The 26,819-nt window shown below is 60.4% G+C and carries 21 protein-coding genes; 5 read left to right on the top strand and 16 right to left on the bottom strand.

Going from position 1 to position 26,819, the window contains the following annotated elements:
* Position 1: 1 nt before the first annotated feature.
* Positions 2–1,585 carry a peptide chain release factor 3 gene (locus EOI86_RS18250; RefSeq protein ID WP_127766946.1) on the bottom strand — a complete coding sequence of 528 codons (1,584 nt, stop codon included), beginning with the start codon at positions 1,583–1,585 and terminating at the stop codon, positions 2–4.
* A gap of 164 nt (positions 1,586–1,749) precedes the next feature.
* Between EOI86_RS18250 and EOI86_RS18245 the strand changes: the two genes are divergently transcribed.
* Together EOI86_RS18245 and EOI86_RS18240 are read left to right on the top strand one after the other, a co-directional pair.
* Positions 1,750–3,564 (top strand): caspase family protein, encoded by a 1,815-nt coding sequence (locus tag EOI86_RS18245; RefSeq protein WP_127766944.1) that lies wholly within the window; start codon positions 1,750–1,752, stop codon positions 3,562–3,564.
* 94 nt (positions 3,565–3,658) lie between these two features.
* On the top strand, positions 3,659–4,588 hold the full coding sequence (locus EOI86_RS18240) for a DMT family transporter (protein ID WP_127766942.1): 930 nt from the start codon (positions 3,659–3,661) through the stop codon (positions 4,586–4,588).
* Positions 4,589–4,646: 58 nt separating this feature from the next.
* Here EOI86_RS18240 and EOI86_RS18235 read toward each other — a convergent pair whose 3' ends face one another.
* On the bottom strand, positions 4,647–6,062 hold the full coding sequence (locus tag EOI86_RS18235) for an amidase (RefSeq protein WP_127766940.1): 1,416 nt from the start codon (positions 6,060–6,062) through the stop codon (positions 4,647–4,649).
* A gap of 32 nt (positions 6,063–6,094) precedes the next feature.
* On the bottom strand, positions 6,095–6,868 hold the full coding sequence (locus EOI86_RS18230; RefSeq protein WP_205032253.1) for a DUF1194 domain-containing protein: 774 nt from the start codon (positions 6,866–6,868) through the stop codon (positions 6,095–6,097).
* Between the two features lie 15 nt (positions 6,869–6,883).
* Between EOI86_RS18230 and EOI86_RS18225 the strand changes: the two genes are divergently transcribed.
* Complete coding sequence (locus EOI86_RS18225) at positions 6,884–8,857, top strand: motility associated factor glycosyltransferase family protein (protein WP_127766938.1); 1,974 nt, start codon at positions 6,884–6,886, stop codon at positions 8,855–8,857.
* Here EOI86_RS18225 and EOI86_RS18220 read toward each other — a convergent pair.
* Both EOI86_RS18220 and EOI86_RS18215 read right to left on the bottom strand, forming a co-directional pair.
* The gene (locus EOI86_RS18220; protein ID WP_127766936.1) at positions 8,844–9,638 is read right to left on the bottom strand and encodes an enoyl-CoA hydratase/isomerase family protein; all 795 of its coding nucleotides are present in this window, start codon (positions 9,636–9,638) and stop codon (positions 8,844–8,846) included. The two genes, EOI86_RS18225 and EOI86_RS18220, sit on opposite strands and share 14 nt — an antisense overlap.
* Before the next feature lie 94 nt (positions 9,639–9,732).
* Positions 9,733–12,159 (bottom strand): CHASE2 domain-containing protein, encoded by a 2,427-nt coding sequence (locus EOI86_RS18215; RefSeq protein WP_127766934.1) that lies wholly within the window; start codon positions 12,157–12,159, stop codon positions 9,733–9,735.
* Positions 12,160–12,302: 143 nt separating this feature from the next.
* Here EOI86_RS18215 and EOI86_RS18210 point away from each other — a divergent pair, with 143 nt between their 5' ends.
* Positions 12,303–13,589 carry an SPOR domain-containing protein gene (locus tag EOI86_RS18210; protein WP_127766932.1) on the top strand — a complete coding sequence of 429 codons (1,287 nt, stop codon included), beginning with the start codon at positions 12,303–12,305 and terminating at the stop codon, positions 13,587–13,589.
* A 40-nt stretch (positions 13,590–13,629) separates the two neighbouring features.
* On the opposite strand, the gene EOI86_RS18205 is transcribed toward EOI86_RS18210, so the two are convergent.
* Together EOI86_RS18205 and EOI86_RS18200 are read right to left on the bottom strand one after the other, a co-directional pair.
* Positions 13,630–14,058 carry a hypothetical protein gene (locus tag EOI86_RS18205; RefSeq protein WP_127766930.1) on the bottom strand — a complete coding sequence of 143 codons (429 nt, stop codon included), beginning with the start codon at positions 14,056–14,058 and terminating at the stop codon, positions 13,630–13,632.
* Between the two features lie 204 nt (positions 14,059–14,262).
* Positions 14,263–15,045, bottom strand: a complete 783-nt coding sequence (locus EOI86_RS18200; RefSeq protein WP_161973892.1) for a DUF1194 domain-containing protein — start codon at positions 15,043–15,045, stop codon at positions 14,263–14,265.
* A 197-nt stretch (positions 15,046–15,242) separates the two neighbouring features.
* Between EOI86_RS18200 and EOI86_RS18195 the strand changes: the two genes are divergently transcribed.
* Entirely contained in the window at positions 15,243–16,028 is a 786-nt protein-coding gene (locus EOI86_RS18195) for an alpha/beta hydrolase (protein WP_127766927.1), read from the top strand.
* Here EOI86_RS18195 and EOI86_RS18190 read toward each other — a convergent pair.
* The 9 genes from EOI86_RS18190 to EOI86_RS18150 form a co-directional block, all read right to left on the bottom strand.
* The gene (locus EOI86_RS18190) at positions 16,015–17,685 is read right to left on the bottom strand and encodes an NTP transferase domain-containing protein (protein ID WP_127766925.1); all 1,671 of its coding nucleotides are present in this window, start codon (positions 17,683–17,685) and stop codon (positions 16,015–16,017) included. The two genes, EOI86_RS18195 and EOI86_RS18190, sit on opposite strands and share 14 nt — an antisense overlap.
* 12 nt (positions 17,686–17,697) lie before the next feature.
* Positions 17,698–18,405 carry an XdhC family protein gene (locus EOI86_RS18185; RefSeq protein ID WP_127766923.1) on the bottom strand — a complete coding sequence of 236 codons (708 nt, stop codon included), beginning with the start codon at positions 18,403–18,405 and terminating at the stop codon, positions 17,698–17,700.
* Between the two features lie 3 nt (positions 18,406–18,408).
* Positions 18,409–18,753: an XdhC family protein gene (locus EOI86_RS18180; RefSeq protein WP_127766921.1), complete on the bottom strand. Its 345-nt coding sequence runs from the start codon at positions 18,751–18,753 to the stop codon at positions 18,409–18,411.
* A gap of 40 nt (positions 18,754–18,793) precedes the next feature.
* Positions 18,794–20,122, bottom strand: coding sequence for a vWA domain-containing protein (locus tag EOI86_RS18175; protein WP_127766919.1), 1,329 nt, complete (start codon positions 20,120–20,122; stop codon positions 18,794–18,796).
* Complete coding sequence (locus tag EOI86_RS18170; RefSeq protein WP_127766917.1) at positions 20,119–21,042, bottom strand: AAA family ATPase; 924 nt, start codon at positions 21,040–21,042, stop codon at positions 20,119–20,121. The genes EOI86_RS18175 and EOI86_RS18170 overlap by 4 nt, the downstream gene beginning before the upstream one ends.
* 259 nt (positions 21,043–21,301) lie before the next feature.
* Positions 21,302–21,577 carry a YdbL family probable chaperone protein gene (locus EOI86_RS18165; RefSeq protein ID WP_161973891.1) on the bottom strand — a complete coding sequence of 92 codons (276 nt, stop codon included), beginning with the start codon at positions 21,575–21,577 and terminating at the stop codon, positions 21,302–21,304.
* 91 nt (positions 21,578–21,668) lie between these two features.
* Positions 21,669–21,860 carry a YnbE family lipoprotein gene (locus EOI86_RS18160; protein ID WP_127766913.1) on the bottom strand — a complete coding sequence of 64 codons (192 nt, stop codon included), beginning with the start codon at positions 21,858–21,860 and terminating at the stop codon, positions 21,669–21,671.
* 114 nt (positions 21,861–21,974) lie between these two features.
* Entirely contained in the window at positions 21,975–24,629 is a 2,655-nt protein-coding gene (locus tag EOI86_RS18155; protein WP_161973890.1) for an intermembrane phospholipid transport protein YdbH family protein, read from the bottom strand.
* Position 24,630: 1 nt separating this feature from the next.
* Entirely contained in the window at positions 24,631–26,772 is a 2,142-nt protein-coding gene (locus EOI86_RS18150; protein WP_127766909.1) for a 4Fe-4S dicluster domain-containing protein, read from the bottom strand.
* Positions 26,773–26,819: the final 47 nt, after the last annotated feature.

Genomic DNA, 26,819 nt, shown 5'->3' with positions numbered 1-26,819 from the left:
CCTAGGCGCGCTCCTTCGTGGCGCTGAATTGGACCTTGGGGTTCTGTTCCTGCTGATAGTTCAGCTCCCAGCTGTTCCGGGCCAGGAATACCGGCTGACCGTCACCGTCTTCCGCCATCGCGGTGGTGTTCGCCTTGATCAGTTTGTCGAGCGTTGCCTTGTCGTCGGCATAGACCCAGCGCGCGGTTTGGAAGGGGGCCGGCTCAAGGCTGATCTTCACCCCGTATTCCTGCTCGACCCGGGTGACGAGAACGTCCAACTGAAGCTGGCCGACCACGCCGACGATCCAGTCCCCGCCCATGGTGCGTTTGAACACCTGGGTGACGCCTTCCTCCGCCAGACTGATCAAAGCCCGACCGAGATGTTTGGACTTCATCGGATCGTCCAGGCGAACGCGGCGGAGGATTTCCGGCGCGAAGTTCGGAATGCCGGTGAAGCGGATATCCTCGGACTCGCTCAAGGTATCGCCTACACGCAAGGTTCCGTGGTTCGGGACGCCAATGATATCGCCCGGCCAAGCCTCGTCGGCCAACTCCCGGTCTTCGGCGAAGAAAAGGATGGGGTTGTGGATCGCCATCTGCTTTCCCGAGCGGATATGGTTCATCTTCATGCCCCGATTGAACCGGCCGGAGCAAATCCGCATGAAGGCGATCCGGTCGCGGTGTTTCGGGTCCATATTCGCCTGCACCTTGAAGACGAAGCCGGTGACCTTGTCTTCACCGGGTGCGATTTCGCGTTTGTCCGTTGACTGCGTCCGCGGCGGCGGCGCGTTGTCGCCGATGCCTTGCAGCAGTTCCGCGACACCGAAATTGCGCAACGCGCTGCCGAAGAAAACGGGCGTCAAATGGCCGGCGCGATAGGATTCCATGTCGAAGGGCGGGCAGGCTTCCTTGGCCAGTCCTGCTTCGTCCCGCAGGGCTTCGACCCGTTCCGCGGGCAGATGTTTTTCAAGCGCGGGATCGTCCAGGCCCGTTACGTCGATGATCTCGCCGCCGCCATCCTTCTTCATCAGGATCAACCGGTCGCGGACTAGGTCGTAGCACCCCAGAAATTCGCGTCCCATGCCGATCGGCCAGGATAGCGGTGTGACATCCAGCGCAAGCGTCTCGGCGACTTCGTCCATGATCTCGAACGGGTCGCGGGCTTCACGGTCCATCTTGTTGACGAAGGTCGTGATTGGGATGTCGCGAAGCCGGCAGACCTCAAAAAGCTTAAGGGTCTGGGTTTCGATACCGCGTGCGGCATCGATGACCATCACCGCACTGTCGACCGCCGTAAGCGTCCGATAGGTATCTTCCGAGAAGTCTTCGTGGCCCGGCGTGTCCAGCAGGTTATAGGTAATCCCCTGCCGTTCGAAGGTCATGACCGAGGTTGTGACCGAAATGCCGCGTTCCTGTTCGATCTTCATCCAGTCAGACCGGGCGCGCCGGCGCTCGCCCTTCGCCTTGACCTCACCCGCAAGGTGAATGGCGCCACCCAGCAACAGCAGTTTTTCCGTCAACGTCGTCTTACCGGCGTCCGGGTGGCTGATTATCGCGAAGGTGCGCCGGTTTGCGGCGGCGGCGGCGGGGGTAAGCGCGTTCATGTTGAGAACCTGACGGTCGGTTGTTCGTTCCGGCCCGATGGCGGGAAAACAAGGAAATTCGGCGCGTTTCTACCGGTCCCCAGGTGTGAGGGCAAGCACAGGCAGTATGGTCAAAGACTTATAAAGTCTGCTAATGTTCATATTCAGGTAGTCAGGTGGGCATCATGGTCAACAAAAAACAATTCCTGACGGCCGCCATATTGGCGATCACCCTTGCCTTCGCCGCAGTCCTTTCCGAAAAGGCCCATGCGGCGGGGCGTTATGCGTTGGTGATCGGCAACAGCAACTATTCTTTCGCGCCGCTTCGCAATCCGGCCCAGGACGCGTCCCTGATGGCGGCGACCTTGCGGGTCTTGGGGTTCGACGTTTCCTTGTATCAGGATGTCCCGCAGCGGGACTTGAAGCGCGCGGTGGTCGATTTCGGCCGAAAGTTGGAACAAGGCGGGAAAGACGCGGTCGGCCTGTTCTATTATGCCGGCCATGGCGTGCAGGTTAACGGCGAAAACTACCTTATCCCCATCGGCGCGCATATCCGCGACGAATTGGATGTGGATATCGAAGGCGTTCGCGCTTCGATCGTATTGTCCGCCTTGGAACGGGCCGGGAACAGCCTGAACATCGTCATTCTCGACGCGTGCCGGAACAATCCTTTCCAGTCTGGCACCCGGGCGGTTCGCGGCGGCTTGGCCAGGATGGACGCGCCCAGCGGCACGCTGCTCGCCTATTCCACTTCGCCCGGCAATGTGGCTGAGGACGGCACCGGCCGGAACAGTCCCTATACACAGGCGCTTGCTCAATCCATGCGGACGCAGGGTGCGAAGGTCGAAGACGTCTTCAAACGGGTCCGCGTCGCGGTGATGGAAAGGACGAACAACAGGCAGGTTCCCTGGGAGTCTTCATCGCTGACCGGCGACTTTTATTTTGTCGATGACGGGCAGGGCGGTCAGGTAGCAATCCCAACGGCGGAATCCCAAGGCCGGACGTCAACCGACCAAGCCGTGGAAATTGAATACTGGAAATCAATTTCCAGCAGCGACAATCCCGATTTGTTTCAAAGCTACCTCAGCGCCTTTCCGAACGGTCTCTTCGCCTCGATCGCCGAAAAACGCATCGCTGCTCTCAACGGCGCCGGTTTGGGCAATGCGCAGCCTCAACAGACCTTGGGCGGGCAATCCCCGGGCCCGCTTTGGGAGACGATCAAGAACAGCGACGATCCCACCATTTTCCAGGCTTTCCTTGCTGAATTCCCGGATGGCTTTTACGCACGGTTGGCTAGGGCACGGCTGGACCAGTTGGGCGCGGCCTCCGCGCAAGCGACGGCGCAATCGCAGCCGCCTGCCGTGATATCCCGGCAATCCCCCGACCAGGATCAAATCGAAGTTGATCTTCGATTCTGGGAAGCCATCGGAAACAGCAATCGTCGCGGCGACTACCTAGCCTATCTGCAGAAATTCCCTAACGGGCAATTCGTCACGCTCGCCAGGGCACGGCTGGCCGATTTGGACAGCAATAAGGTCGCGCAAGCCGGGCATTCCGCCCAAGCGCCGGCCCCAGCTCCCACCCAAGCGCCGTCCGTGACGACACCCCAATCTCCGCCGCAGCAAGTGGCCGCGGCACCGGCGGTCACGTCGTCCTCGACATCTGGTGCGGGGGCATCGCGGGCGTTGAACTGGGCTGGTAAAACCTGGCAGTTGGATTCTGGTGGGCAGCCGTCCTTGCTATGTAACAACGAAGCGTCCCACACGATTAAAATGCAGGTGGCGGGCGGCGCGTTGAACGGAGCAATCACCTCACCCGAACTGGGTTCGGTCTCAATACGGGCGACCGTTCAGCCATCGGGACGCTTTCACGGGAAGATGTTTTACCTGAGCGCCTGGTCTGTCAGCGGCTATGTTAAGGACGGAAAGATCACCGGCAAGTTCTGGAACCCTTTGACTATTGGCATGTGCCGAGGCGCGTTTGAGCTGGCCCCAGAGTAATCGGTGAGGAATTGTCGATCCCTTGCATATTCTGCATGGGAGCTGTGCCGCGTAGGCGATTGCACCCGATCCGGCACTGGGATAGCGATGTCCGATGACAAACACAGCATCCGCCAACGCCGATACGTCCTCCGTTCGGGGCATCGTTTTGATGCTTCTGGCCGTGTTTATTTTCGCCAGTCAGGACGGGATCACTAAAACGCTAATCGGCCAATACGAGGCGCCGCAGATCCTGCTGGTTCGTTTCGCGGCCTTTGCCCTATTCGTAACTGCCTGGGTCGCCAAACGGGGCGGGGTCAAGAAAGCGGCGGCAACCAAACGGCCGGTCTTGCAGGTCGTCCGCTGCCTTTTGATCGCGGTTGAGATCGGTCTGTTTGCCTGGATCGTGCACTACATGCCTCTGGCGGACGTGCATGCATTGTTTTCTTCCGCCCCTTTGATGATCACCGCTCTATCGGTTGTCTTGTTGGGCGAGGTGGTCGGGATCCGCCGGTGGACGGCGGTCGGGGTCGGTTTTGTCGGTGTCCTGATTATTCTGCGGCCCGGAATCACGGCCGTTCAGCCGGTTGCCATGCTGGTGCTGCTTGGCGCGTTGATGTTCGCGCTCTACGTGGTTCTCACCCGACTGGTCAGCAGAAGCGACAGTTCCGAGACATCTCTTTTTTATATGGCTTGGGTCGGCTTTGCTTTCAGTGTGACGGTCGGTCCGTTCTTTTGGACATGGCCAGACCTCGAAGGCTGGCTCATGCTGTTCGCCTTGGCTTGCACGTCGATCACCGGTCATGTGCTTTTCGTGATGGCGTTGAAGGAAGCGCCCGCCGCGGTGCTGCAGCCCTACCAGTACACGATCCTGGTATGGGCGGCGATTTTCGGCTTTGTCTTCTTCGGCGACATTCCCGATCTGCCGACGGTGATCGGCGCGTCGATCATCGTGGCGAGCGGCCTGTATATGCTCTACCGCGAACAAATTGTCGGCCGGCGTGTGACGGCCCCCGTCGTTCCCGGCCAGACCGTGGGCAAATAGGGCGAGGCCCCGCCCCAACGCCGTCATGCATAGTGGGGCTTCCTGGCGCGGTTAATTGCTAGGACCCATGCGTGACGTTCGGTGCGTCCGGCATTACGAACGGGCAGACGTTTTCAAAAGCCTTGGCTGCGGTCAGCACCAGATTGTCGGCGAATTTCGGCCCGACGATTTGCAAACCGACAGGCAATCCATCATCACCGAAGCCGCAGGGAACCGTCGCGGCAGGCTGCTGGGTCAGGTTGAACGGATAGCTGAACGGCGTCCAGTCCAGCCAGTTGGACATGTCCGGGGCCGGCAGGACGTTGTCCACCGAGACCGCCGTCACCGGCATCATCGGCGTAAGAAGCAGGTCATAGGTCTCGTGGAATTTCGCCATATGATAGGCGAGGTCCTCCCGCTGTTTTGTGACGTCCATGTAGTGAAACAGCGGATAGGTACGGCCGGTATACATGACTTCCCGCAGGCCGGGATCGATCATCGCCATCTGCTTGTCGGTAAAATTGCGGGAGATGGAAGCCGCACCGGCGTACCAATGCGTGTTGAAGGTGACATCCGGACAGGCGAAGCCGGGATCGACTTCTTCCACCGTGGCGCCCAGATCCTCGAAGACTTTCACCGCCGCCCTGACCTTGGCTTGGACGTCCGGCATGACCTTCGCGTAACCCAGGTCCATGCTGAAGGCGATCCGCATTTGCGCGACACCGGCTCCCAATGTTTCGGTGTAATCTTCCGCGCCGTCGGTAACCGCATACCAATCTCGGATATCCGGCTGAGTGATGACGTTCAGCATCAAGGCTGAATCCGTGACTGTGCGGGTCATTGGGCCGACATGGGCAACCGTTCCCATTGGGGACAAGGGATATGCCGGGACCAGACCGAAGGTCTGCTTGATTCCGAAAATGCCGCTGAAAGCCGCTGGGATGCGGATCGATCCGCCGCCGTCGGTTCCGATATGCAAGGCCCCGATCCCGAGTGCACAGGCCGATGCAGCGCCACCGCTGCTGCCGCCGGGTGTTCGGCTGGTATTCCACGGGTTGCGGGTGATGCCGGTCAAGGGCGAGTCCGTCAGCGGCTTCCAGCCGAATTCCGGCGTTGTTGTCTTGCCCAGAAGGACCGCACCGTGTTCGCGCAGGCGGGCGGTGACCGGGGCATCTTCGACTGCCGGTGCGGTGTCGCTGGTGAGCGAGCCGCGCCGTGTCGGCACGCCCTTCATCAGGACAAGGTCCTTGATGGTGGCTGGAACGCCGTCGACCAGTCCCAGCGGCTCGCCTTTCCGCCATCGTTCCTCCGATGCCTTGGCGGCGCTCAGGGCGCCCTCCGCATCGAAGTGGACGAAGGCGTTGACGGATTCCTCAAACCGTTCGTACCGGTCGACAGCCGCTTGTACCGCCTCAACCGGGGAGGCGCCGCCGCTGCGATAAAGGTCCATGAGCTCGGTGGCCGATGCCAGGGCCAGATCTGTCTTGCCGGTCATTTCGGACAACCTTTCCAATCTAGAATACGCCGTCAGTCGATGATCGTCCGATTCTCGTCCGCGGGTCCCGCGGCGGTCTGTGGAACGCCCCGGGCTACCTCCAGAAGCATCTTGTTCCGTACCGCTTCGGCGAAACTCGTGTCCTTGTCCGCGATCCTCACGAAAGCACCGATACCGCCGATGACATGTTGCCTGTAATGTTCGTCCAGCGGCATCCCGCCGGGGCCTCTATATCCGCCGCCGCGGGTCTTCACCACAAGGGCGTTGATCGTGATTCCTTGCGCGACGGCTTCGTCGCGCGCCATCGTCACCGGGCGGGCGTTCATGTTCGGCCCGTCGCCGGATACGTCGATGATCCGCCGCAACCCCTCTATGCCATTCACCTCGAACTGTAGGACGGCATAGTCGATGGCGGCGCTGATGGCGTTGTAGCCGAATGCTTTCCGGGGGGCGGTCTGCAGGCGCTGGGCGAAGCCTTCCGCATCCTCCTTGTTTGCGATGATCGTCCAGTCGACAATCGTATGGACCGAATCCGCGGCGCCCCATTCCACGTAAAGAATGGCCGTCTTGCCATAGAGGCCGCCGGTCATCAGGCTGAGCAATGTGGGGTCGGTGACCGCATTGGCATAGCCGCGCCGTTGCAGGGCCAGTTCTTCGTCATCGATGGAACCGGACCCGTCGGCCGCTATAACCAGTTCCAGATCCACTTTTTCTTGGGCATTGGCCGGTCCGGGAGGGGTCATTCCAACGGTCAGCATGGCCGCGAGCGCTAGAATCGGTAAAACAATGCACTGTCTTCCAATCATTCGCCGTCTCCACTGATGTCTGTCGAACTATATCACAGGAATATCGACGCGCTGAGGCGGCATCTGCCGCCCGCTACTGTTGAAAAGATAGACCGTCCGGTGGCGTTTCCAGCCCTTGTGGCGGAAGAGGGTGGCGGCGACATCAATATCGACCTTGGCCATACAAGGCTTTATGCGGGCGGCGCGGCGGCTTATGCGGCCGGGCAGGTCGCCCGATATTTGGCAAAGCCCAGCCGCCTTTTCGTCAACCCGCCGCCTCTCGACTCCGATTGGGTGAAGGGGGAAAAGCCTTTTTACGAGGCGCTCATCGAGCGCTTCGGCCCGCTACCTGACCCGGAAAGTGGTGAACCCGGCGTGAGCCCCGGTGTGCGTCCGGGGGCGCTAATCAGTTTTGGCGTCGGCCTGGGATTGCATATTCCGCTGCTGCTGAAATCGATATCGGTGCGTGACGTCTTTCTGGCTGAACAATTTCCCGAATTCGTCTCGCTCAGCCTGCGGGTCACGGATTGGGCCGCGGTGATCGACGGGTTGGAAGCCGCAGGCGGGCGCCTGCACCTTTACCTGGATGCCAGCCCGATCGTCCTTGCGGCCCGTGTCTTTGAGGGTATGCGGCGCCATTGTGCCCTGACAATGGATGGGTCCTATGGGCTTCGCCACTATGCCAGTCCCGTGCTGGACGACGCGCATCGGCAATTTTCGGAAATGCTGCCGACCCTGGGCAGTTCCCACGGGTTCGTCGAGGATGAATGCCTGATGCTGCGTAACGCCGTGGGGGTAATGCGCCAAGACAGCATCAAAGTCGCGCCGCCGCAGGATTTCGCCCCCCATGCCATTCCGGCCATTGTCGTCGGCAGTGGACCGTCGCTGGATGGCTCCATCGAAGAAATCCGCCGGCTGCGCGACCGCGCGCTGCTGATCAGCGGTGGTACGGCATTGAGCGCCCTGTTGGGATATGGGTTGAAACCCGACCTTCATTGCGAGATCGAGAATGTCGAGGATATCCACACGGTTATCGCCGGTGTCGCGGAACGCTATGATATCAGCGATATCCCTCTGCTGTGTCCGTTGACCGTGGACCCGCGCATCCCGCCCTATTTCCGGCGCGTGGTGGGTTTTTTCCGGGAAGGGCTCACGCCCACTTTGCTGTTCGGCGGCGATGTGGGGCCATGGAACCATGCCGGCCCGACGGTGACGAACCTGGCGATGCGCGCGGCCGCCTGGGCCGGGGCACGCCGGGTCTATCTGTTCGGCGTGGATATGGGGACGGCGGAAAAGGAAAAACATCATTCCGATGCGTCGTTCTACGCATGGGAAGCCGGTTCCGGTGACGACGCCTATTGGCGTTCCGGCGCGAATATGGATCGCTTCGACATCGCCGTGCCCGGCAATTTCCGGGATAAGGTTTTCACCAACAAGACCTTCCTGTTCAACAAAGCCTTCTTCAGTACCTTCGCGGCGGCGCATCCGGGGATTGCGGTTTCCAATTGCAGCGACGGCGCGCGGATCGACGGTACGATTACATGCCCACCGGGGGAACTGGTGCTCGAACCGGCAGGCGGTGACCCACGCGCGGTGATCGAATCGCTGATCGATGCTCTTCCGGCGACCGGGAAAGTCCTACCCGCGTCGACCCGGAAATCGGGCTTGTCTGCCTATGCGCAGGACCTTGCCGCGTGGCGCCATGAGGCGCTGTCCGTGTTGGAACAGAGTTACGGCCTTGATGTGGCAATCGAGCGGTTTCAAGAACTTGTTCTTCAAGGCGACGGGCCGGACGCCGGTAACAGCCGGGCCGCAAGTGCGTGTTACGGCGGAACCACATCGTTGATGCTGCATTATGCCTTCGCGCATTATCGCAGGCTGGCCGGGGATGAGCGGGAGGCTTTCGACGGCTTTTGCCGTGCGGCGCTGCGGGATAGCATCGCTTGGATGGGCGCGCTTACCGATGCAGCGATACGCGACGCCGAAGGCGGTGGGGTCAGCGCCCCTTGAAATCCGGTTTGCGCTTTTCATTGAAGGCCGCGATGCCTTCGCGCCGGTCTTCCGTGTCGATCAGCGGGGTATAGCGCTCGATCTCGGTCCGGCGGGCTTGGGGCAGGGGCTGGTCGATGCCCTCGTCCATTGCGGCCATGGCCTGGCGGACCGCCAAGGGGGCGTTGCCGGCAATCTGCCGGGCGGTCGCCAAGGCATCGGCCAACAAGGTCTCGCGGTCGCAAATCCGGTTGAGGACACCCCAATCCAGGGCTTGTTCCGAACTGAACGGGCGGCCGCAGAGCAGAAGTTCCTTCGCGCGTCGAAGCCCGATGGCGCGGGGCAAGTTCTGTGTGCCGCCGACGCCTGGGATTAGGCCCAGCGTCACTTCCGTCAGGGCGAAGCGCGACGACGGCGCGCCATAAGCAAAATCCGCGCCCAGGACCAATTCGAAACCACCAGCATAGGCCGCCCCGTTCACCGCGGCGATGATGGGATTGGGGCAGTCCATCAGGGCATAGGCCATCCGTTCGAAAAGGTCGTGCTGCTTGTGCCAGTCCGCCGGCGACATACCGTTGCGTTCTTTCAAATCCGCCCCGGCGCAAAAGGCGCGGTCGCCCGCACCGGTCAGCACGGCGCAGCGGGTTTCGGGGGCGGCGGCGATGCCTGTCCAGACATCCAGCAGTTCTTCGGCCATGCGGGTGTTGAAGGCGTTTGCGACCTCGGGCCGGTTCAGGGTCACCAGCAGCACATGCTCCGCCGGGGCCTCAACCTTGATCATTCGGTAGTCGCCGTCACCCATCGTCCGCTCCCGTTAAACAGTCTCAACTGGGGTGGAGTGTTCAAGACTCGGGGGGAAATGCCAAGGTGTCCGCTTTGTGGGGACAGGAGAGAGTTTACTTGGTGGTCGCCACGTAGACGCCGTCCCAATCCGCAGGCGGCGGGTTTTCGCGGAATTCGGTGATGCGGTCGCGGTAGATGGAATAGAACTCGTCCATCAAACCGTTCAAATGCCCCTTGGCCGTTTCCGCGATTTCCTCGGCGTGCTCCCATTCCTGGGACCGGTAGGCTTTCAGGAAGTCTACGTGATAATGGCGCAGCGTCTTGAATTCTTCGCTGTCCAGCATGTCTTTCCGGCCCAGCAGGGTGAAGATGCGAACGGCTTCGGATTTACCCTTCACCGCGATCAGGTCCAATTCCAGCGTTGCGAATTGTTCTTTCGCGTATTCGTTCGTCGTGTCGCCGATGACGGTCTTGACGCCATAACTCTTCGATTGCCCTTCCAGGCGGGCGGCAAGGTTCACGGCGTCGCCCAGGACCGAATAGTCGAAGCGCTGTTCCGAACCCATATTCCCGACCACGACGTCGCCGGTATTGATTCCAATCCCGATATTCAGCGGCAGGTATTTCATACCGCTTTCTTCGGCTTCCTTTTTGCGAACCGTGTTGAGCGCATCCAACTGGTCATACATGTCGAGCGCAGATTCGCAGGAATCGATTTCCTGTTGGGGTACATCAAGCGGCGCATTCCAGAACGCCATGATGCAGTCGCCCATATATTTGTCGATCGTGCCGCCCTTTTTCAGGATCGAGTCGGTCAGGGGCGTCAGCAATCGGTTGATCAGGATGGTCAGGCCCTGCGGATCGGCCTTGTAGAGTTCGGAGATCGATGTGAAGCCGCGGACATCGCAGAACAGCATCGTCATCTTCTTCGTTTCACCGCCAAGCACAAGTTGGTCCGGGTTCTCCGCCAACTGCTCGACCAGATCCGGGGAGAGATATTGCGCGAAAGCGCCGCGAACCTGCTTCTTCTCCTGTGCGTCACGGGCGTAGTTGGAGAAGGCGAGCACCGCATAGAGCAGGATCGTCGCGGCACTGGGATAGGCGGGATCCAGGAAGGTGAGTTCCTCGGAAAACAGATGCCAACTTGTCCAGACCAACCCGCCGCAAACGACGGCGACAAAGGCCAGAGATACGAACGGCCCCAAGCGCGGCACGCTGACGATCAGGATCAACCCGGCGATCGCGAAGACCAGGATCTCGAAAATATGCATCTGCACGGGATGCTTCAAAATCGAGCCCTGTATGATCGTTTCTATCAGGTTCGCGTGGACCTCGACCCCCGGCAAGCGTGGGCTGATCGGGGTCGACCGAATATCGAGAAGGCCGACGGCGGAGGTGCCGACCAGGGCAAGCCTGCCGGCCAGCCGCTCGGGCGGGACGCGTTTGTTGATAACATCCGTCGCGGATACATACAGGCGCCCGGCATTGTCCTCCGTGTTGAACCGATCCTCTTCGGCGAAATAAACCCAGACGCGGCCTTTTTCGTCGGTTGGAATGGCAAAGCCGGGGGTGCCCTTCACCTGCAGCACGACATCCTTCAGTCCGCCCGGATCTACCCGGGCGAGAATCGAATTGCCGTTGAACCCGACGCGCAGCATCTCCAGCGCCAATGTGGGTTTAACGACGTCCTGAATGATCTTCATGACCGGCACCCGGCGGACAATGCCGTCGAACTCTTCATCGACCGAGAAGAACGCCCGGCCTGAAGCCGCCGCCTCAAGCTCCGGCACGTTTGAGATCAATTCAGAGAAGTTCAGCATAAAGCTTCTGGCGAATGCTTCGTCGGATATGATCTCGCCATCCAGCTGCGGCTGGAAATGCCGGGCTGTCTTGTCCTTCAGGAAGGCTTTCACAGAGGTCTGCTGCGCTTCCGGCGGCGGTGTCGAAAGCGGCTTGTTGCGCGTGCCGGCCTGCCCCACAACGGTCCGCATCGTGCGCATGGTATCGGCCATGATGGTTTCGTTGTTGGGTAGGGTCTCAATCCGGGAAAGCAGCTCCGGATCCGCGCCCCGCATGGTTTTCACCAGCGCGGACGGACTTGTCTTGTCGACTTCGGAGAAGACGGCGTCAAAACCGATCACGGCCATACCGTAGTCACGCGTGGCGGCAATAAGGTCCGCGACAAGCGTCCGGGGCCAGGGCCATAGCCCCAATTCGTTCAAGGTGCGCTCATCAATGTCGATAATGACGACCGGGCTTTGTTCTGCCGGGACGCGCGGTTTAATCCGGTTAAAAGCGTCGAAAGTCTTCAGCCGCAGCGCTTCGACGGGTTCCGGGTCCAGTACCCGCAAGGTCACCATGCTGGCAAGCACGGCAAGACCGAGCAGCGTCACACGGGTCAGCTTCCACCAAGGACCGCGGGATTTTTTCGATTTCTTTTTGTCGGAGCCGCGGCTGAAAACGCCGCGTAGGCGTGCGAACAGCCCACCGCTTCCGGTGCCGTTCGAAGCATCCCTCCGTTCTAGAGTAGCGTCGACCATGGCGGCAGTGTAGCGGCAGTTTTCGCGCTCGTCTTGCGAAATTTACTGGCGATTTTGGGGAACTGGTAGCCAGATACTTGTGTGACCGTAGTATTTTAACGAATTTGACTGGCGAAAAACCGCGACTCAATTACGGTTACTCCATGCTTAAAAACGTACCGGCAGCCGAAAACCCAGGCCTGAGGGCCAATAGAAATGCGATCCCAGTCCGCATCGCGGCGGTTTCCGCCGCCGTCATGCTGTTGGCCGCTTGCTCTCAAGGGGGGCAGAATGGGGCTGACGGGGGGCTTTTCGAAAGCAAGCCTAAGGCAGAAAAACAAGTTGGCTTCTCGCCGGAAGAACGGTTGCTGGCGCAAACGGCGCCGAAATTTCAAGTCGGCGATTGGTTCCGCTATGACAATCCGGCAGTGACCTGGCGTGTCGTCGCGGTGCGCGGCGATGAGGTCGACTGGGTCGCCGATAGTGGGGAAACCCAGACAACAGGCCATAACCCTTTAATGCCCGCATTGGCCTGGGCGAGCGAAGGCCGTGGGAGCGGCCGCCGCCTGATCAGCGACGTGAATGGCGCGCTGTTCCCGCTCCAGGTCGGGCAACGGATGACCTTCAAATCGACCGTCAGCACCGACAAACCACCCTACGCCTGGGAATTCCAATGGGTTTGCGAGATTTCATCGGAGACCCAGGTCGTTGGGCCGGCGGGAACCTATAACACCTATGAAGTTCCCTGTGGCCGGCAGCGGCCGGACGAGGTCACGTTCTATTACGCGCCGCGCGTCGGCAATTATGTGCGGCTTGATGCTGCGAATACAAAAGGCAGCGGCATCATCAGGCGGGACCTGTTGTCTTTCGAGCGGGTGGCCTACCTGCAGGACGGCACGCGCATCGTTTCCTCCGGCGGGGAAGACTACCAACCCGGGTTCAAACAAACAGATCCCGAGACACCGCCGCCGCCCGCCGAACCCTATGCCGGTGTTCAACCGCTGCCGGTTCAGGTTTCCGACGCCATGGCTGATTTGAAAAATGGCCAGAAAGCAGGGGGTCAGCAGTCAGCGCCGACGAACCTGTCGGCGGCGCAAAACACAGGGGCGCCAAAGCAGGAAACGGCGGGTACATCTGCCGCGCCGGCCGCTTCCCAGGCTGCCACTGCTGCGCCAAAACAAGTCGCCGCCGCGCCCGCAACGGGCAGCTATCTGGTTCACTTGGCGTCATACAAGAATCCCAAGAACGCGGATAGCGGCTGGGCGAACCTGAAAGGTCGTTTCCCCAACCTGCTTTCAGGCCTGTCGCCGACGGTCATGCGTGCCGATTTGGGCACGAAAGGGATTTTCCACAGGCTCTATGCCGGTCCTGTGGCGAATGCGGAAGACGCGAAAAAACTATGCGCAGCATTCAAGCAGCGCGGCGTCTATTGCATGCCATCCAAGCCTTGAAGCCAGGCACCGCCGCTTAAAACCAAATTTCCGGCTTTCCCTATTGGGAATTGACGATAAAGCCCTGGTCAGAGTCGCCGGCATCGGCCGATGATTGATTCGGGGCGGTCATGGCCGTTGTGTTCCCTGACGATTGCTGCAGGAAGAACCAACTTCCGCCGGCGAGAACGCCGACCGTAACGCCGAAGACCAGGACAAGCGCCGCCATGATCGCGGTCGTCAGCTTCCGGTTTCGGTGCAGGGCGTCGATTTCGGCCAAGCTTCGGTCCAGTTTCGTCTGGATCTCGCTCTGCCCCTCACTCATTTCCGATTGCAGCCGGATCAGGGCGGCTGAAAGGTCGGCCCGCAAAGCGCCATGCGCTTGCTGAACCGATTTGGATTCGGCGGCGATGATCCGAAGGGCAGCGCGAACTTGCGCTTCCACGGCCGACAGATGAGCGCGAAGCTCTTCACGGGACAGATCGGACATCTATTCAAAAACCCTTTTCGCCCAGCCCGTATGTCCGGACCGTCACTTGCGGATTGGCCGCCTTTTCCCACGGCAGGAAGCCGTACTCATAGGCGAGAAAAGCAAAAAGACGAACCGACTTCAACAAAATTTGAGGCGGCCCGCCGTAAGTATTACCTGTCCTGGTCCAAGTAAAAGCCGGCTGAATAGCTATTTGACATGCTATTAACGGAAGTAGTGTCCGTTCGGATCGTCAAGCAAAGCCACCGGAACGAATTGGATTTCACGCAGCAACTTGCGTCGGATTGCGCGTCGAAAGTCTTCGTAATCGATCGCTTTTTCAACGAATGAACCCGGTCCTCCGACGACATTGTGTTTGAAGTAATAATCCAGGGTCGGATCTTCCAACAGGATGGGCAAGCCGTTGATGGTGATGCCGTTCGCCGTGGCAACGTCCCTGGCCTGGGGCATATAGGGTCCGTTATTGTTCCGGCCATCGGCGGAAATATCGATGGTCCGGCGGGCCGACTGATAGGCGGACTGATTGAAATAATCCATCGAGGTATAGACCGCCGCAGCCATAGAGGTCGCGCCGTCGGCGGTCATACGGGGCAGTTTAGAGATGCGCTGGCCGACAGCGGCGGCATTGCCTTCTGTCACCAGGGTCCATGGCAGGGCCATGATCTGACTGTATTCGCTGGACCATTGAACCAGCGACAGGGCGATCGATCCGCTTGGGCCTTCGCCGATCGCTTGCCGTATCTCAGGCTGGCCCAAGGCATCGCCGATCGCGCCGACCTGAAGGTTGTACTCCCGTTGATCCACGCTGTAAGAGCAGTCGATCGCCAGGATTAGCTGCAGGTCCACAACCTGCAACGCCATCGCGGAACGGGGAAGAAGGGCGGAACCTGCGCCGGCAAGGGCGGATGCAAGGAAAGTCCGTCGTGTCGGGCTGAGCATCACGGGATTAGACGCGGTATTGAGGGGGGGTTCAATAGCAATCCCCAAGAATACTCGCGGGAAACCGCATCGAGAGCCCATGAAAACCCCATGAATACTCCCAGAAAATTCCCAGAAAATTCCGGTGAAACCCTAAGAAATCCAGCGGTATTGTCGAATTCAAGCATCCGCGTCAGCCGAAACCCGCTTTCGCAAAACACCGAGCCGCGTTAATCAAACGCATGATCTATTTCGTGGGAATATTGTTGGCGGGATACTTGTCGGTGGTCGGCGGATTATACGTCTTCCAGCGCAACTTGATGTATCACCCAAATCAAACGATCGCGACACCGCAATCTTTCGGCGTCCCTGAAATGAAGGCGGAACGTCTGCCGACACCGGATGGGTTTCCATTGCTTGCCTGGTGGAGGCCGCCGACGACGGCTGACGCGCCGGTTCTGTTGTATCTGCACGGCAATGCCGGGCATCTGGGGGACCGGGCGGAAAAGGTGCGTCCCTATCTTGATGCTGGTTTCGGCGTGTTGCTGGTGACCTACCGATACAATGCCGGGGCAGGCGGTACGCCAAGCGAAGCGGGTTTGACGGAAGACGGCCGGACCGCGCTTGCCTTCCTCAAGGCGCAGGGCGTGTCGGATGACAGCATTGTGCTATATGGCGAGTCGCTCGGGACGGGGCTTGTCGTGAAACTGGCGACGGAGCAACGATATCGGGCTGTTGTGTTGGAAGCCCCTTATTCATCCGTGGCCGATGTTGCCGCGTCGATTTATTGGTACGTGCCGGTTCGGTATCTTCTGAAGGATCGCTACGATACGACTGCGATAATCAAGGATATCCAGGCGCCGCTGTTGATCGTTCACGGCACGCGGGACCGCGTCATCCCGGTCCGTTTCGCCGACCGCCTGTTCGCGGCGGCAGTGGAGCCGAAGCAGTTCCTGCTGATCGACGAGGCGCACCACACCAACCTCTATGACTATGGAATGGGAAAGCTGGTTTTGGATTTCCTGTCGGATTTGCCCGCTAGGCGTCCTTGAATTGGGACGATGTGAAACGGGATAAAGCGTCGGGCGTGTCTATGTCCAACAGGACGCCGCTATCCGTCTCGACTTCGCAAACCTCGTCCTCATGGGCACCGATCAAGCGCTTGGCCCCGGTATCGCCCTCCAACGCCGCCATTTCGGCCGCAAGGCGGCGGGCAAACAGAACCGGGTTGCCGCGTTTGCCGTGATGCACCGGCATGCAGATGGCCCGGCCTTCCACCGGATTGAAAGCGGCGATCAACCGGTCGATATCCGCCGTCCGCACGGTTGGCATGTCGCCCAAGCAGACGATGAAACCGTCGCAGTCCTCCGGCAGCATCGAAACCCCCGCCTTGACCGAGGTCGACAGCCCCTGGGCAAAATCGGGGTTGTCGACGAAGTTTACCGACAGGTCGCCCAAAGCGCCCCGGACCGTGTCCGCTTCATGACCAAGGACGGCGGTGATACCGATGACCTTCGAAGCCGCAAGCGTTTCGGCGACGCGGCGCACCATGGGGCGGCCGTCCACATCGGCCAAAAGCTTGTTCCGGTCCCCCATCCGGGTAGACCGCCCTGCTGCCAACAGGATCGCGGCGATGCGGGGCGCGCGCGGAACCTGCGGCGCGGGCGATTGAGGGGCGCTTGGCGCCGAACGGGGCTGTGGTCTGGTCTCGATTTCCTTCAAAAGCCCGCCGGCCCCCATTTTCATGATATCGGCCCGGGTAACGGGGATATCCGCCGCCAGCCGCTCCAATACCCAGTCGAAGCCGTTCAGCTTGGGAGACCGCGCACAGCCCGGCATACCCACGACCGGAACGCCGGACAGATTGCCGAACAGCAACAGGTTGCCTGGGTCGACCGGCATGCCGAAATGATCGACTGTGCCGCCGGCCTGTTCTATGGCCGACGGAATGACGTCCCGGCGATCGGTGATCGCCGAGGCCCCGGCGATGAAGATCAGGTCAGGGGTCTCCTTGGCTGCCAAATCAGTGATCGCCTGAGCCAGCACGGAAACCTCATGTGGAACCCGAACTTCCCCTGCCAAGGACGCACCGACCTTTTCCAGCCGGGCCGTCATCACGGCCGTTGTCTTGTCCAGCACGCTTTCCTTCGTGTCCTTCAGCCGGGTTTGGATGAAGGCGGTGCGTTTCGCCGCGAATGGGGCGACGGCAATCATTGGGCTTGCCTGGCGTGCAATATCCTCGCAGCGCGCGACCAGGTCTTCCGGTGCGGCGAAGGGGATGATTTTGATGGTGGCAACCATCTGACCGGGCTGAACGACGGCGAAGGGCGGCACGGTCGCGATGGTGATCGCTTCGTCTACGAGGTTCAACATGTCGACGGCAGTGGTATCGATTTTAGCGATCCCGGCGGCTTCCGCGATCAAATTGACCCGCCCTGTGAAAGGCGCGCTGATCGATTGCGCTGAACCTGCTTCGAAACCGCCAGGACCCGCGGCTGCCTCGGCGATACGCTTTGCGGCCAAGTCTTCGTGAACGTCGTCCGCATCCAAGGTCACGACGATGACCGACGCGATACCCGCTTCCCGCAGGGCATCCAGATCGGACTGGGCCAGGATGCGCCCCTTCTTTAGGCGTTTGGACCCGGCCCGCGTCGAATGGACCAGGATGCTGCCCAAAGCCTTATCGATGGAAATATCGCCAAACCGCATGGCTGGTTCCGATCACCCTTTCCGGCGTGGCCCGCGCAAGGCGAGTGTCGCCTGGGCCAGGGTCGCCACGGCGATCTCGGCGGGTGAGACGGAACCGAGGTCGAGCCCAACGGGCGCGTGCAGGCGGGCGATCTGTTCCGCGGTCAAACCGGATTCCTTCAGCCGCTCCTCGCGCTTGGCATTTGTCTTACTGCCGCCCAAGGCGCCGATATAAAAGGCATCGCTACGCAGGGCGACTTCCAAGGCGGGGTCGTCGATCTTTGGGTCGTGGGTCAGGGTCACAACGGCCGTGCCGCGGTCGGGTGGTGTTTCTTCCATCACCTCGTCCGGCCAGCGCTGATCAAGCACCACACCGGGAAACCTTTCTTCGGTCGCCCAGGCGGTGCGGGGATCAATCACCGTCACGTCATAACCGGTAATCTTGGCCATCGGTGCCAAGGCCTGTGAGATATGCACCGCGCCAATGATCATCATGCGTAGCGGCGGATTGAAGGGCTGGATGAAAATCCGGCTGTCGCCCGCTTCGATCGTGCGCCCCTTGTCCTTGACCATTACCTGGTCGATCACTTGTTCCAACTCAGACGCGTCGGGCAGGGGGTCGCCATAGAAAGCTTCACCGACGATAAGCGTTTGCGCGCCGGTCGAGAGGTCGGTCACCAGGGTTGCCGGGACCCTGCTATCCCGGGCCCGGCGCAATTCCTTCAGAACGATGCGTTTCATTTTCTAGGCATCCAGCTTTTCGACGAAAACCTCGATCTCGCCACCGCAAGCAAGGCCGACTTCCCAGGCCATCGCATCGGAAACGCCGAATTCCAGCTTGCGTGGTTTGCCGTCCTCCATCGTCTCCAAGGCTTCGGTAATCACCGCGCCTTCGATACAGCCGCCGGAAACGGAACCCGCGAAACGGCCATCGGCATTGATCGCCAATTGGCTGCCGATCGGGCGGGGCGAAGACCCCCAGGTCCGCACCACGGTCGCCAGGGCGACTTTGTCGCCGGCGTCGAGCCATGCATCCGCCTGTGCCAGGACGTCGTCTTGGCTGCTTTCGGGCAAGATATCAGTCGTCATGAAGGGATCCTCTCCTGTACCGGCCACGGGGCCGGGTCGATCAAGCGGCGGCGGCGCGCCACCGGGCCATTTCCCGGCGGCTCAAGGATGCGTCCTTGCCCAGCGCTTCCGCTAATTCAGCCAAGCTGCCCAAATTGTGCACGGCGCGAAACTCGTCCACATGCGGCATCATCGCGCGGGCACCTGCGGCCCGCGGCTCATAGGCGTCATATCTAAGAAGCGGGTTCAGCCAAATCAAACGTCTGCACGATTTGTGAAGACGCTCCATCTCTTCGGCGACGCCCTCCGCGCCCTCTCGGTCCAACCCATCGGTGATCAGAATGACGACGGCGCCCTGGCCCAGGACGCGGCGCGACCAATTGACGTTGAAGTCGTGCAGCGCATGACCGATGCGGGTACCGCCCGACCAATCCTCCACCGCCTCGGAAATCGTATCCACCGCGGCATCGGGGTCTTTGTAGCGCAGATAGCGCGTGATGTTCGTCAGTCGTGTGCCGAACAGAAAAGTGTGAACCCGGTCCCGGTCGTTGGTCAGGGCATGCATGAAATGCAGCAGCATCCGGGCGTAACGGTCCATCGAACCGGAAATGTCGCAGAGGACCACCAAGGGAGGCGGGCGGCGCGTGTGCTTTCGCCGTTTCAGGGCGGCCAAGTCCCCGCCGAAGCGGGCGGCTTCCCGCAGCGTGGCGCGCATGTCGACGCGGCGGCCTTGGGGGTGGGGTTGAAAACGGCGGTTCGGCACCTGTCGGATCGGCAAGGTCAGTTTCTGAATCGCGGACCGCGCTTCGGCCAGTTCGGCCGAGGACATCTTTTCGAAGTCCTTCTCACTCAACACCTCATCGCGGGAGAAGGTGAGCGTCGCGTCCATCTCGATCAAGTCTTCGTCGGGCTCGCTGGCCTCGTCCTGTTCGTCGCCGGGCTTGTCGCCGGCCAGGGCGTCGGCGACCCGCCTGGACATTTCGTCCTTCGGGGGGGCGGCGGCCTCGTCCATCTTGGTCGATGGCAGCATCATTCCCATCATTTTTTCCAGCAGGTTGGGGTTTCGCCAGAAAAAGTGAAAAGCTTGATCGAACACTTCGCGTTGGTCGCGACGGTTCACGAAGACCGCATGCAAAGTCCAATAGAAATCCTTGCGGGATGAAACGCCGACGGCCGAGACGGCCTTCACCGCCTCTAGCACTTTTCCGGGGCCGACAGGCAGTCCCGCCCGGCGCAGCACCCGCGCAAAATGCATGATATTGTCGGCCAGACGGCCGCCATCCGCTTCGCCCACGAAAAAGTTGGGGGCGACATGCTGCTCGTCCGTTTTTACATCACCTTCGGCGAGCGTGTTTTCATCCCGTTTGTCGTCGGAAGGCCCCGCCGTCATACGCTTTCCTTCTGGCTCATCTCCGCCTTGACTTCGTCCAGGATGCGGGCCGCCTCGGACCCCTGAATTTTCGCGATATCGTCCTGGTACTTCAGCAAGGTGCCCAGCGTGTCGTTGATGGTATCCGGGTCAAGCGTCAGGCGGTCCAATTGCGTCAGCGCCTGGGCCCAGTCGATGGTCTCCGCGACGCCGGGCAGCTTGAACAGATCCAGACTGCGGATCTTTTGAACGAAGGCCACGATCTGTCGTGACAGGTCTTCCGACGCGTTGGGCGCCTTGATCTTCAGGATCTCGAATTCGCGTTCCGCGTTCGGGTAATCGACCCAATAATAGAAGCAGCGGCGTTTGATAGCGTCATGGATTTCACGCGTACGGTTCGACGTGATGATGACCAGCGGCGGCGTTTCCGCCTTGACGGTGCCCATTTCCGGCACGGTTACCTGATAGTCCGACAAGACTTCCAGCAGAAAGGCTTCGAAGGGTTCGTCGGTCCGGTCCAACTCGTCGATCAGCAAGACCGGCGGGCCACCCGCATGGGGTTCCAATGCGCGCAGGATCGGGCGTTTCGTCAGAAAGCGTTCGGAAAAAAGTTCCGATTCCAGCGTCTGCCGGTCGGCGCCGCCGGAAGCCTCGGCCATCCGGATTTCCAGCATTTGCCGGGCATAGTTCCATTCATAGACCGCCGCGGAGACATCGAGCCCTTCATAGCATTGCAGGCGGATCAGATCCCGGCCGAGCGTGTTGCTCAACACCTTCGCGATTTCCGTTTTCCCGACGCCGGCTTCGCCTTCCAGGAAAAGGGGGCGCTTCAGTTCCAAGGAAAGAAAAAGCGCCGTCGCCAGACTGCGGTCGGCCACGTAATTGCCTTCGCCCAGAAGGGTCATGGTGTCGTCGACATTCTTGGGCAGGCTATTGGTCATTGTTTCATCACCGTGTTTCTGAATCCGAACATGTTTACCCGACCGATCCCGTTTCTTGTTTTCGCAGGCGTGAAGAGACGATTGCCAGGTTCGAAAAGGAAAACAGACCCCACAGGTAAGATCCGTGGGGAGGACGGCCAAGGTTTGGTTAAGATATTACGTCCCAGCCGGTATGGAACAAGGGCCATTCCGGGAACATCATCCCGGCCCAACGGATGAAAATCCAGCGCCGGGTGCGTTGGGCTTTATGAACAGGGTTCTAGAATTTGCGCTTCCATTGGCCGGATTGGTCCTTGAACCAATAGCCGCGCGGCGCCGACTGAAATATCTTGTTGGCGTAGAGCTTGCCGACCTCTGCGGGGCTGACATTCTCTTTCTTCGCCAACTGATCGTAATAGTCCCGTCGTTGCCGGTTGATTGACCGGACAAGCGCGGCGACATCCGCGGGCGCGGCAGAATCGCGAATTTCGGCATATCCGTCATAGCGCTCGCCGACCAGGCCCGCCTCCCGCGGGGCGTCGAGGGGGTCCGCCACTGCCGACTGACCGCTTGCTAAAAGAACGGCGCACACCATCGCAAAAAGGAATAGCGGGGCACGCAGCGCCAAAAGAAAAGCCGGTCGCGGGCTAGAAGATTGGGTTTTTAGCAACATCTTCCTGTGCCTTCTCCTCTAGTTTCACACGGACTTCCGCGTCCAGCTTGACGTTGAGATTGATGGTGATCGGCTCCGACGGTGCCTCGACCTTAACGGTCGGTGTGCACCCCGCCATCACCAGGGGCGCCACGATCCCAAATAACACTAGCCGATAGGCTTTCATTCTGCCGTCCTTGGCTGATCCATCAATCCGTACCGGTGGTAGCTTAGCCGGAACCGTCCGATAGGAACAGGCAAAGACGGCGAAATTATGGCGATGTTGATTTTTCTCGAAGGCTTAGCGAAGCGCCCCTTGCAGAATGACGTCCATTTCGTTGTACAGGTTCAGGAAGGTCTTGATCAGCCGTCCATATTCGCTTTCCAAGTTGATCGTGACGTCGAAGGGATACCCTTCCAGGACATCCGGGTTGTTGCCTTCCAGATGGAGGGTCACGACCCCTTCACCATATTCCGGGATATCGATGCCCAGGGTCAGGACCTTGTAGTGGAAATTCTCCAGGGCCTGGACGAGCAGGGCGAGGTTTTCGTTGCCGTTGGCGGCGGCGCTTAATGCTTCGCCCTTATAGCGCAACATGCCGGGCTCTTCGGCGCTCAACTCTCCGCCCTCTACGATGACGGCGTCTTCTTTCACCTTGAATTTCAGATCGCCGGTCAAGCGGCCTGTCCCGCCGAGCCCTTCGATATTCATCATGACGGCAAGGGCGTTAAGGTCGATCGCCGAAGCATGGATAAGTCCATCCAATGTTCCTGCCGAAGCGCTGGCAAGGCCCTCACTGAGGGTGATGGTGCCGCCCAGGAATTGCGCCTCCAGCGACTGAACGACCATTTCCCCCGTTTCACGCAGTGTGAAGGTCTCCTCAAACGGGATATTGCCCAGGATGTCGGAGGAAAGCGTCCCGGTCAGGGTTGCCGGGCTCATGGTTGCCGGCAACCGGGAAAGGTCGAAGGTCACAGTGCCCAGAATGGACACTTCCGTTCCGTCGGTGAGGACGGAGCCGATCTCCGCGATATGCAGGTCCGCATAGCCGCTGATCGCGTCATGTTGATAGGTCAATTCACCTTCGACGCGGATTGATCCGTTGGGGTCGGATCGGCCCAGGTCGACCAGGTCGGTCAACTCGCTCAGATCCAAGCCGTCAGGGCCAAGGGGGATGTCCTTCGATCCGAACGTCATGACAATGTCGCCGTCGGCATAGGTGCCCTTCGCGGACACGGAAATGATCTCGTCGACCGCGCCCGACATGTTGAAATCGAAACCCGGATCCTCAAGTTTCATCTTTCCGGTCAGGGACAAGGGGCGTTTCAAGGCCCGTAATTCTCCCTGACGAATTTCATCAACGGTTGCGGACAGCTCGACACCATCGCCGGCCATGCGGCCCGTGGCGCGGAAGGAGGGGATCGTCATGTCCGATCCCGGCAAAGCTATTTCGGCGTCCGTGATGTCGACCGTCGTTTCGTCATCCGTTCTTGCCACGGAAAAGGACCCAGACGACTGGCCTTGATCGGTCTCGATCCGATAACCGGCCTGTGCCCGCATGGTGCCGTCCGCGGCGACTGTCATGGAAAGCGTGTTGAGATCGGCGGTTACCGCGATGGGCGCCTTGCTTTGGGATAGGGCGAGTGTGAAGGCTTCCGTGCTCGCTTTCATTTCGTTCTTTGGCGTCAGTTCCAGCGCGAAACCGGATGGCAGGCCTGCGGTCACCGCGCCGCTGCTCAGCGTCATGGCCCCTTCGCCGACGATTGCGTCTTCGCTTTCCGCAAGCACGGCTTCGACCTTGCTTTGGGTCGCCAAGGACAGGGTGTCGCCGAGCATGTCCTGCGCGGCTTGGGGAAGATCGGCCAGGGTGGGGGAGGCCGACACATCGAGCGATACCTTAAACCCTTTCGCAAGCGCGATGCTTGTTCGATTGCCCTTGTCGAATTCGAACCCACCCGAAATGTCCGCCTTCATCCCAGACGGCAGCGGCAGGCCCGAGAGTTTGAGTTCGCCTTTCATGCCGAGATGCAACGCCGTCGGGTCCGCCTGGGCTTCATCCACTTGCATGGGGGCGGTCGTCGCATTGGCAGAGGCTGTCCCGAAGGGCGTGTCGAGCGCGAAGGGAAAGGGCGCCAGGATCAACGTGCGCAAGGCCGGGGCCGGATCGACCCCGTATCCCACAGACATCCGAAATGGCAATTCATCCGACCCGATATCTGCGCGGTAGGTGCCCACCGGCAAATTGGGCAGCGTCGGCAGGGGTTCCGAAACCTCAAGGTTGAGCCTAAGCGGCGCGATGGCTTCGACCTTGGCAAGATTGTCGGCGAAGGTCGCGGTCAGGACCAGGGAACCGCCCCCCATCGCGCCCGTCTTAACCGGAAAGCCCGCTGCGCCCGCACTCAGCAGCAGCGTGCCGTCCAAACCATCTGCCAGTTGGGCAAGCGCGGTCGGTTGCGAGAAATCAATTGGCCCGTCGAACGCTAAATCGCCGTTCAGCAGAGCATATCCCTTGGGCGTTTCCGCATAGAGGTCGATGGTCTCTACTGAAACCGCGCCCACGGAAACCGAAAATGTCGGTAGGCCTGTTTCGCCGGCCCCCGGGTCACCGGACCCGATTGTATCGAGCAGGTCAAACCAATCGGCGAACGAGAGCGCGGCGTTCAACGACCCAATCCGAACCGACGGCAGGTTCAGATTCCAATCCCGGCCGATTTCGAAATCTGCCGTGATGTCCTGCATCGCGATCGGTCCGCGATACCGGGCCCGGATTTCGGCAATGGTCACCGAAGACAACGAGATATCGCTGATCCGAACGGAAACGGGGCCGAGCGGCGTTTCCGACTGATAGGTGTCGATCGCCCATTCCGCTAAAGGGATTCGATTGACCCAAGCCAGAACCGTCGCCCCGAGGGCAAGCAGGAAGAAAGCGGCCAGGGCGATTCCAAGACGGCGCATCTTATTGCGTCTCTCCGACATTCGGTCGATAGGCGGGTGTGTTGGCCCCTCTCTCCAGGGCCTGTTTCCGGTCTATCGGGCGTGGATCCAGCATGTCGCCCGGCGGATGTTCTTCCGGCGGATAGAGCGCGATTTTCTGGCCGGCGGGATCGATATTCCCGTCCAGGTTCAATTGGCGTTCGTTCGCGCCCGCGCGAGGGGTGATTGCTACGCCGCCCACCTGTTCCAAGTCGAACCACCATTTCTTTACTCGGTTGATCGACCCGTTGCCGGCCTTGTCATCCCACTTGGCGATTGCCCTGCGGCTTCCGGGAACGTTGATGGCGGCCCACAGAACGGCGCGGTGCGACAGCAATCCCTCGGTATTGTAGGGGCAGGTCTTCATACAGCGACCGCAGGCCGAGCCCTTGGGGTTGGTTACCCGGTAGCGGGTGCAGCGTTCCACGTCGGGCTTCCAGATTTCATATCCGTTGTATTCGATGCGCGGGCCGAGCGGGATGGCCGAACAGGGACATTCCCGGGCGCATTTCGTACATTTTTCGCAGAAGTCCAGCAGGCCGAAATCGATTGGCTTGTCGATGGCGAGCGGCATGTCGGTGGTCAGCACCACCGATTTGAAACGCGGCCCGACAAAGGGGTTCAGGACAAGTTCGCCGATCCGGCTCATCTCCCCCAACCCGGCCCACAGGATCAAGGGGATATGCAGCACTTCCGAATCCGCATTTGTTTGCGACCGTGCATCATGGCCCAAGCGGCGCAGATAGGCCGCCATGACGCCGGCGATCTGTGCGCCGCGCATATAGGACCGCATGGATTGCGCGCCGGATATCCAGTCGTCGCCGCTGGATCCCTCCATGGTTTCGAATCCCTGGTCGATCAGCATGACAACGGCATATTTATGGCGGACAGGAACCGGCTTTCCTTCCGCGTCATGGGTGTACCAGGCGTAATCCTTGGCCTCGCAAATTCCGACCATATCCGCGCCCAGATGATAGGCGAGCCCCTTCACCGCGCGGGCGTTCCGTTCTGCGTCTTCGGTTCCGGGCGATAGCGCGGCCGCGGCATCCTTATGCCGGGGCCCGTGTTGAAACGGCACCATGCCGCGAATGAGGGGAACCATGGCGAAGGCATAGGGATTTTTCACCGCGAAGCGGTTCCGCTCCCGCTGGGCCTTTTCCCCCAGGTCGCCCATCAAGGCGCGCTGAAAGAATTCGGCCCGTTTGGCGACCCGCTTGATCTTCGCCTCGTGCACCAGAGTCGTCGGCCTATCCACTCGTTTGATCGTCTCCATCGGATAGGGGCCCAGGTGCAAGGCGCGGCTGCCCGTCTTGGTGAACGGCGTTGCGGCGGCGCCCAAGCCCAGCGACCAGGCCGGACCTTTCGCCAGGAACGTCTCGGTCGCGCTACGCTTGGCGAGTGGCGCCTCATCGGCAATCGCGAAATCCGTGGTGACGGCGGCAAGGCGGAAGCCGTTGCCGATATAAGGATGAGTCGCCACCCCTTTTACCATCTCGGTCAGCCCGCATTGGAGGCCCAGCGCGGACAGATTTACCTCCGCGCAATCGGGGAAGGAGAAATGCACCCGCGCCGAATACCCCATATTGCGCAAATACCCTGCGAGGCAGACGGCAATTTCGGCCGCGCGCAGGTCCGCCACCGCGTCGGCCGATCCTTCCAACCAGGGAAAGGCGGCCTCGTTCGGGTCGGGCATCGGTCCATGTTCGACCAGGATGACAAGGGCGTGGTCGTGTTCTGCCGGCAGGCCCGCTTGCCGCGCCTTTGCCGGGATCACGCAGGTGCCGGCCCCGGCTGCATCCAGGAAATAACAGCCTGCCTTCAGATTGTCGGTGCGGATCTGGCGATCCTCCGGGATAGGGGCGGTGGCGGGCGCGACCTCACCGTCTCGGTTTTGACGATACAGATCGATATAGGGTGCAAAGACGTGGGGCAGGGTCTGCTCGGGGCTTTTCGCGGCGACACTTTGCGGCGGGACCCTGCCAATCGCATCGCTTCCCGCCGCAAGGCGCGGCAGGCGTTCCATCGGATAACGGCCCAAATGCACCGGCCTGTCGGCATGTGAGAAAAATCGCATGGCTGAACGGTAGACCAATAGCGGCGGGTTTTGAACACGGATAACGCTCACCGCCACCGATCTCTAGTCACGTACCGGGGAAACTGATCTATTTCGAA

The sequence above is a fragment of the Hwanghaeella grinnelliae genome (assembly GCF_004005845.1).
GTDB classification, from domain to species: domain Bacteria; phylum Pseudomonadota; class Alphaproteobacteria; order UBA8366; family Aestuariispiraceae; genus Hwanghaeella; species Hwanghaeella grinnelliae.
This window is presented reverse-complemented; position numbering and strand designations above follow the sequence as displayed.

Excerpts from the sequence above, each read along its gene's own strand:
- EOI86_RS18210 (WP_127766932.1), top strand. The coding sequence starts at position 12,303 with ATGCTTAAAAACGTACCGGCAGCCGAAAACCCAGGCCTGAGGGCCAAT.
- EOI86_RS18185 (WP_127766923.1), bottom strand. The coding sequence starts at position 18,405 with ATGAAACGCATCGTTCTGAAGGAATTGCGCCGGGCCCGGGATAGCAGG.
- EOI86_RS18240 (WP_127766942.1), top strand. The coding sequence starts at position 3,659 with ATGACAAACACAGCATCCGCCAACGCCGATACGTCCTCCGTTCGGGGC.
- EOI86_RS18175 (WP_127766919.1), bottom strand. The coding sequence starts at position 20,122 with ATGACGGCGGGGCCTTCCGACGACAAACGGGATGAAAACACGCTCGCC.
- EOI86_RS18225 (WP_127766938.1), top strand. The coding sequence starts at position 6,884 with ATGTCTGTCGAACTATATCACAGGAATATCGACGCGCTGAGGCGGCAT.
- EOI86_RS18205 (WP_127766930.1), bottom strand. The coding sequence starts at position 14,058 with ATGTCCGATCTGTCCCGTGAAGAGCTTCGCGCTCATCTGTCGGCCGTG.
- EOI86_RS18160 (WP_127766913.1), bottom strand. The coding sequence starts at position 21,860 with ATGAAAGCCTATCGGCTAGTGTTATTTGGGATCGTGGCGCCCCTGGTG.
- EOI86_RS18250 (WP_127766946.1), bottom strand. The coding sequence starts at position 1,585 with ATGAACGCGCTTACCCCCGCCGCCGCCGCCGCAAACCGGCGCACCTTC.
- EOI86_RS18180 (WP_127766921.1), bottom strand. The coding sequence starts at position 18,753 with ATGACGACTGATATCTTGCCCGAAAGCAGCCAAGACGACGTCCTGGCA.
- EOI86_RS18170 (WP_127766917.1), bottom strand. The coding sequence starts at position 21,042 with ATGACCAATAGCCTGCCCAAGAATGTCGACGACACCATGACCCTTCTG.
- EOI86_RS18245 (WP_127766944.1), top strand. The coding sequence starts at position 1,750 with ATGGTCAACAAAAAACAATTCCTGACGGCCGCCATATTGGCGATCACC.
- EOI86_RS18235 (WP_127766940.1), bottom strand. The coding sequence starts at position 6,062 with ATGACCGGCAAGACAGATCTGGCCCTGGCATCGGCCACCGAGCTCATG.
- EOI86_RS18220 (WP_127766936.1), bottom strand. The coding sequence starts at position 9,638 with ATGGGTGACGGCGACTACCGAATGATCAAGGTTGAGGCCCCGGCGGAG.
- EOI86_RS18215 (WP_127766934.1), bottom strand. The coding sequence starts at position 12,159 with ATGGTCGACGCTACTCTAGAACGGAGGGATGCTTCGAACGGCACCGGA.
- EOI86_RS18190 (WP_127766925.1), bottom strand. The coding sequence starts at position 17,685 with ATGCGGTTTGGCGATATTTCCATCGATAAGGCTTTGGGCAGCATCCTG.
- EOI86_RS18230 (WP_205032253.1), bottom strand. The coding sequence starts at position 6,868 with ATGATTGGAAGACAGTGCATTGTTTTACCGATTCTAGCGCTCGCGGCC.
- EOI86_RS18155 (WP_161973890.1), bottom strand. The coding sequence starts at position 24,629 with ATGCGCCGTCTTGGAATCGCCCTGGCCGCTTTCTTCCTGCTTGCCCTC.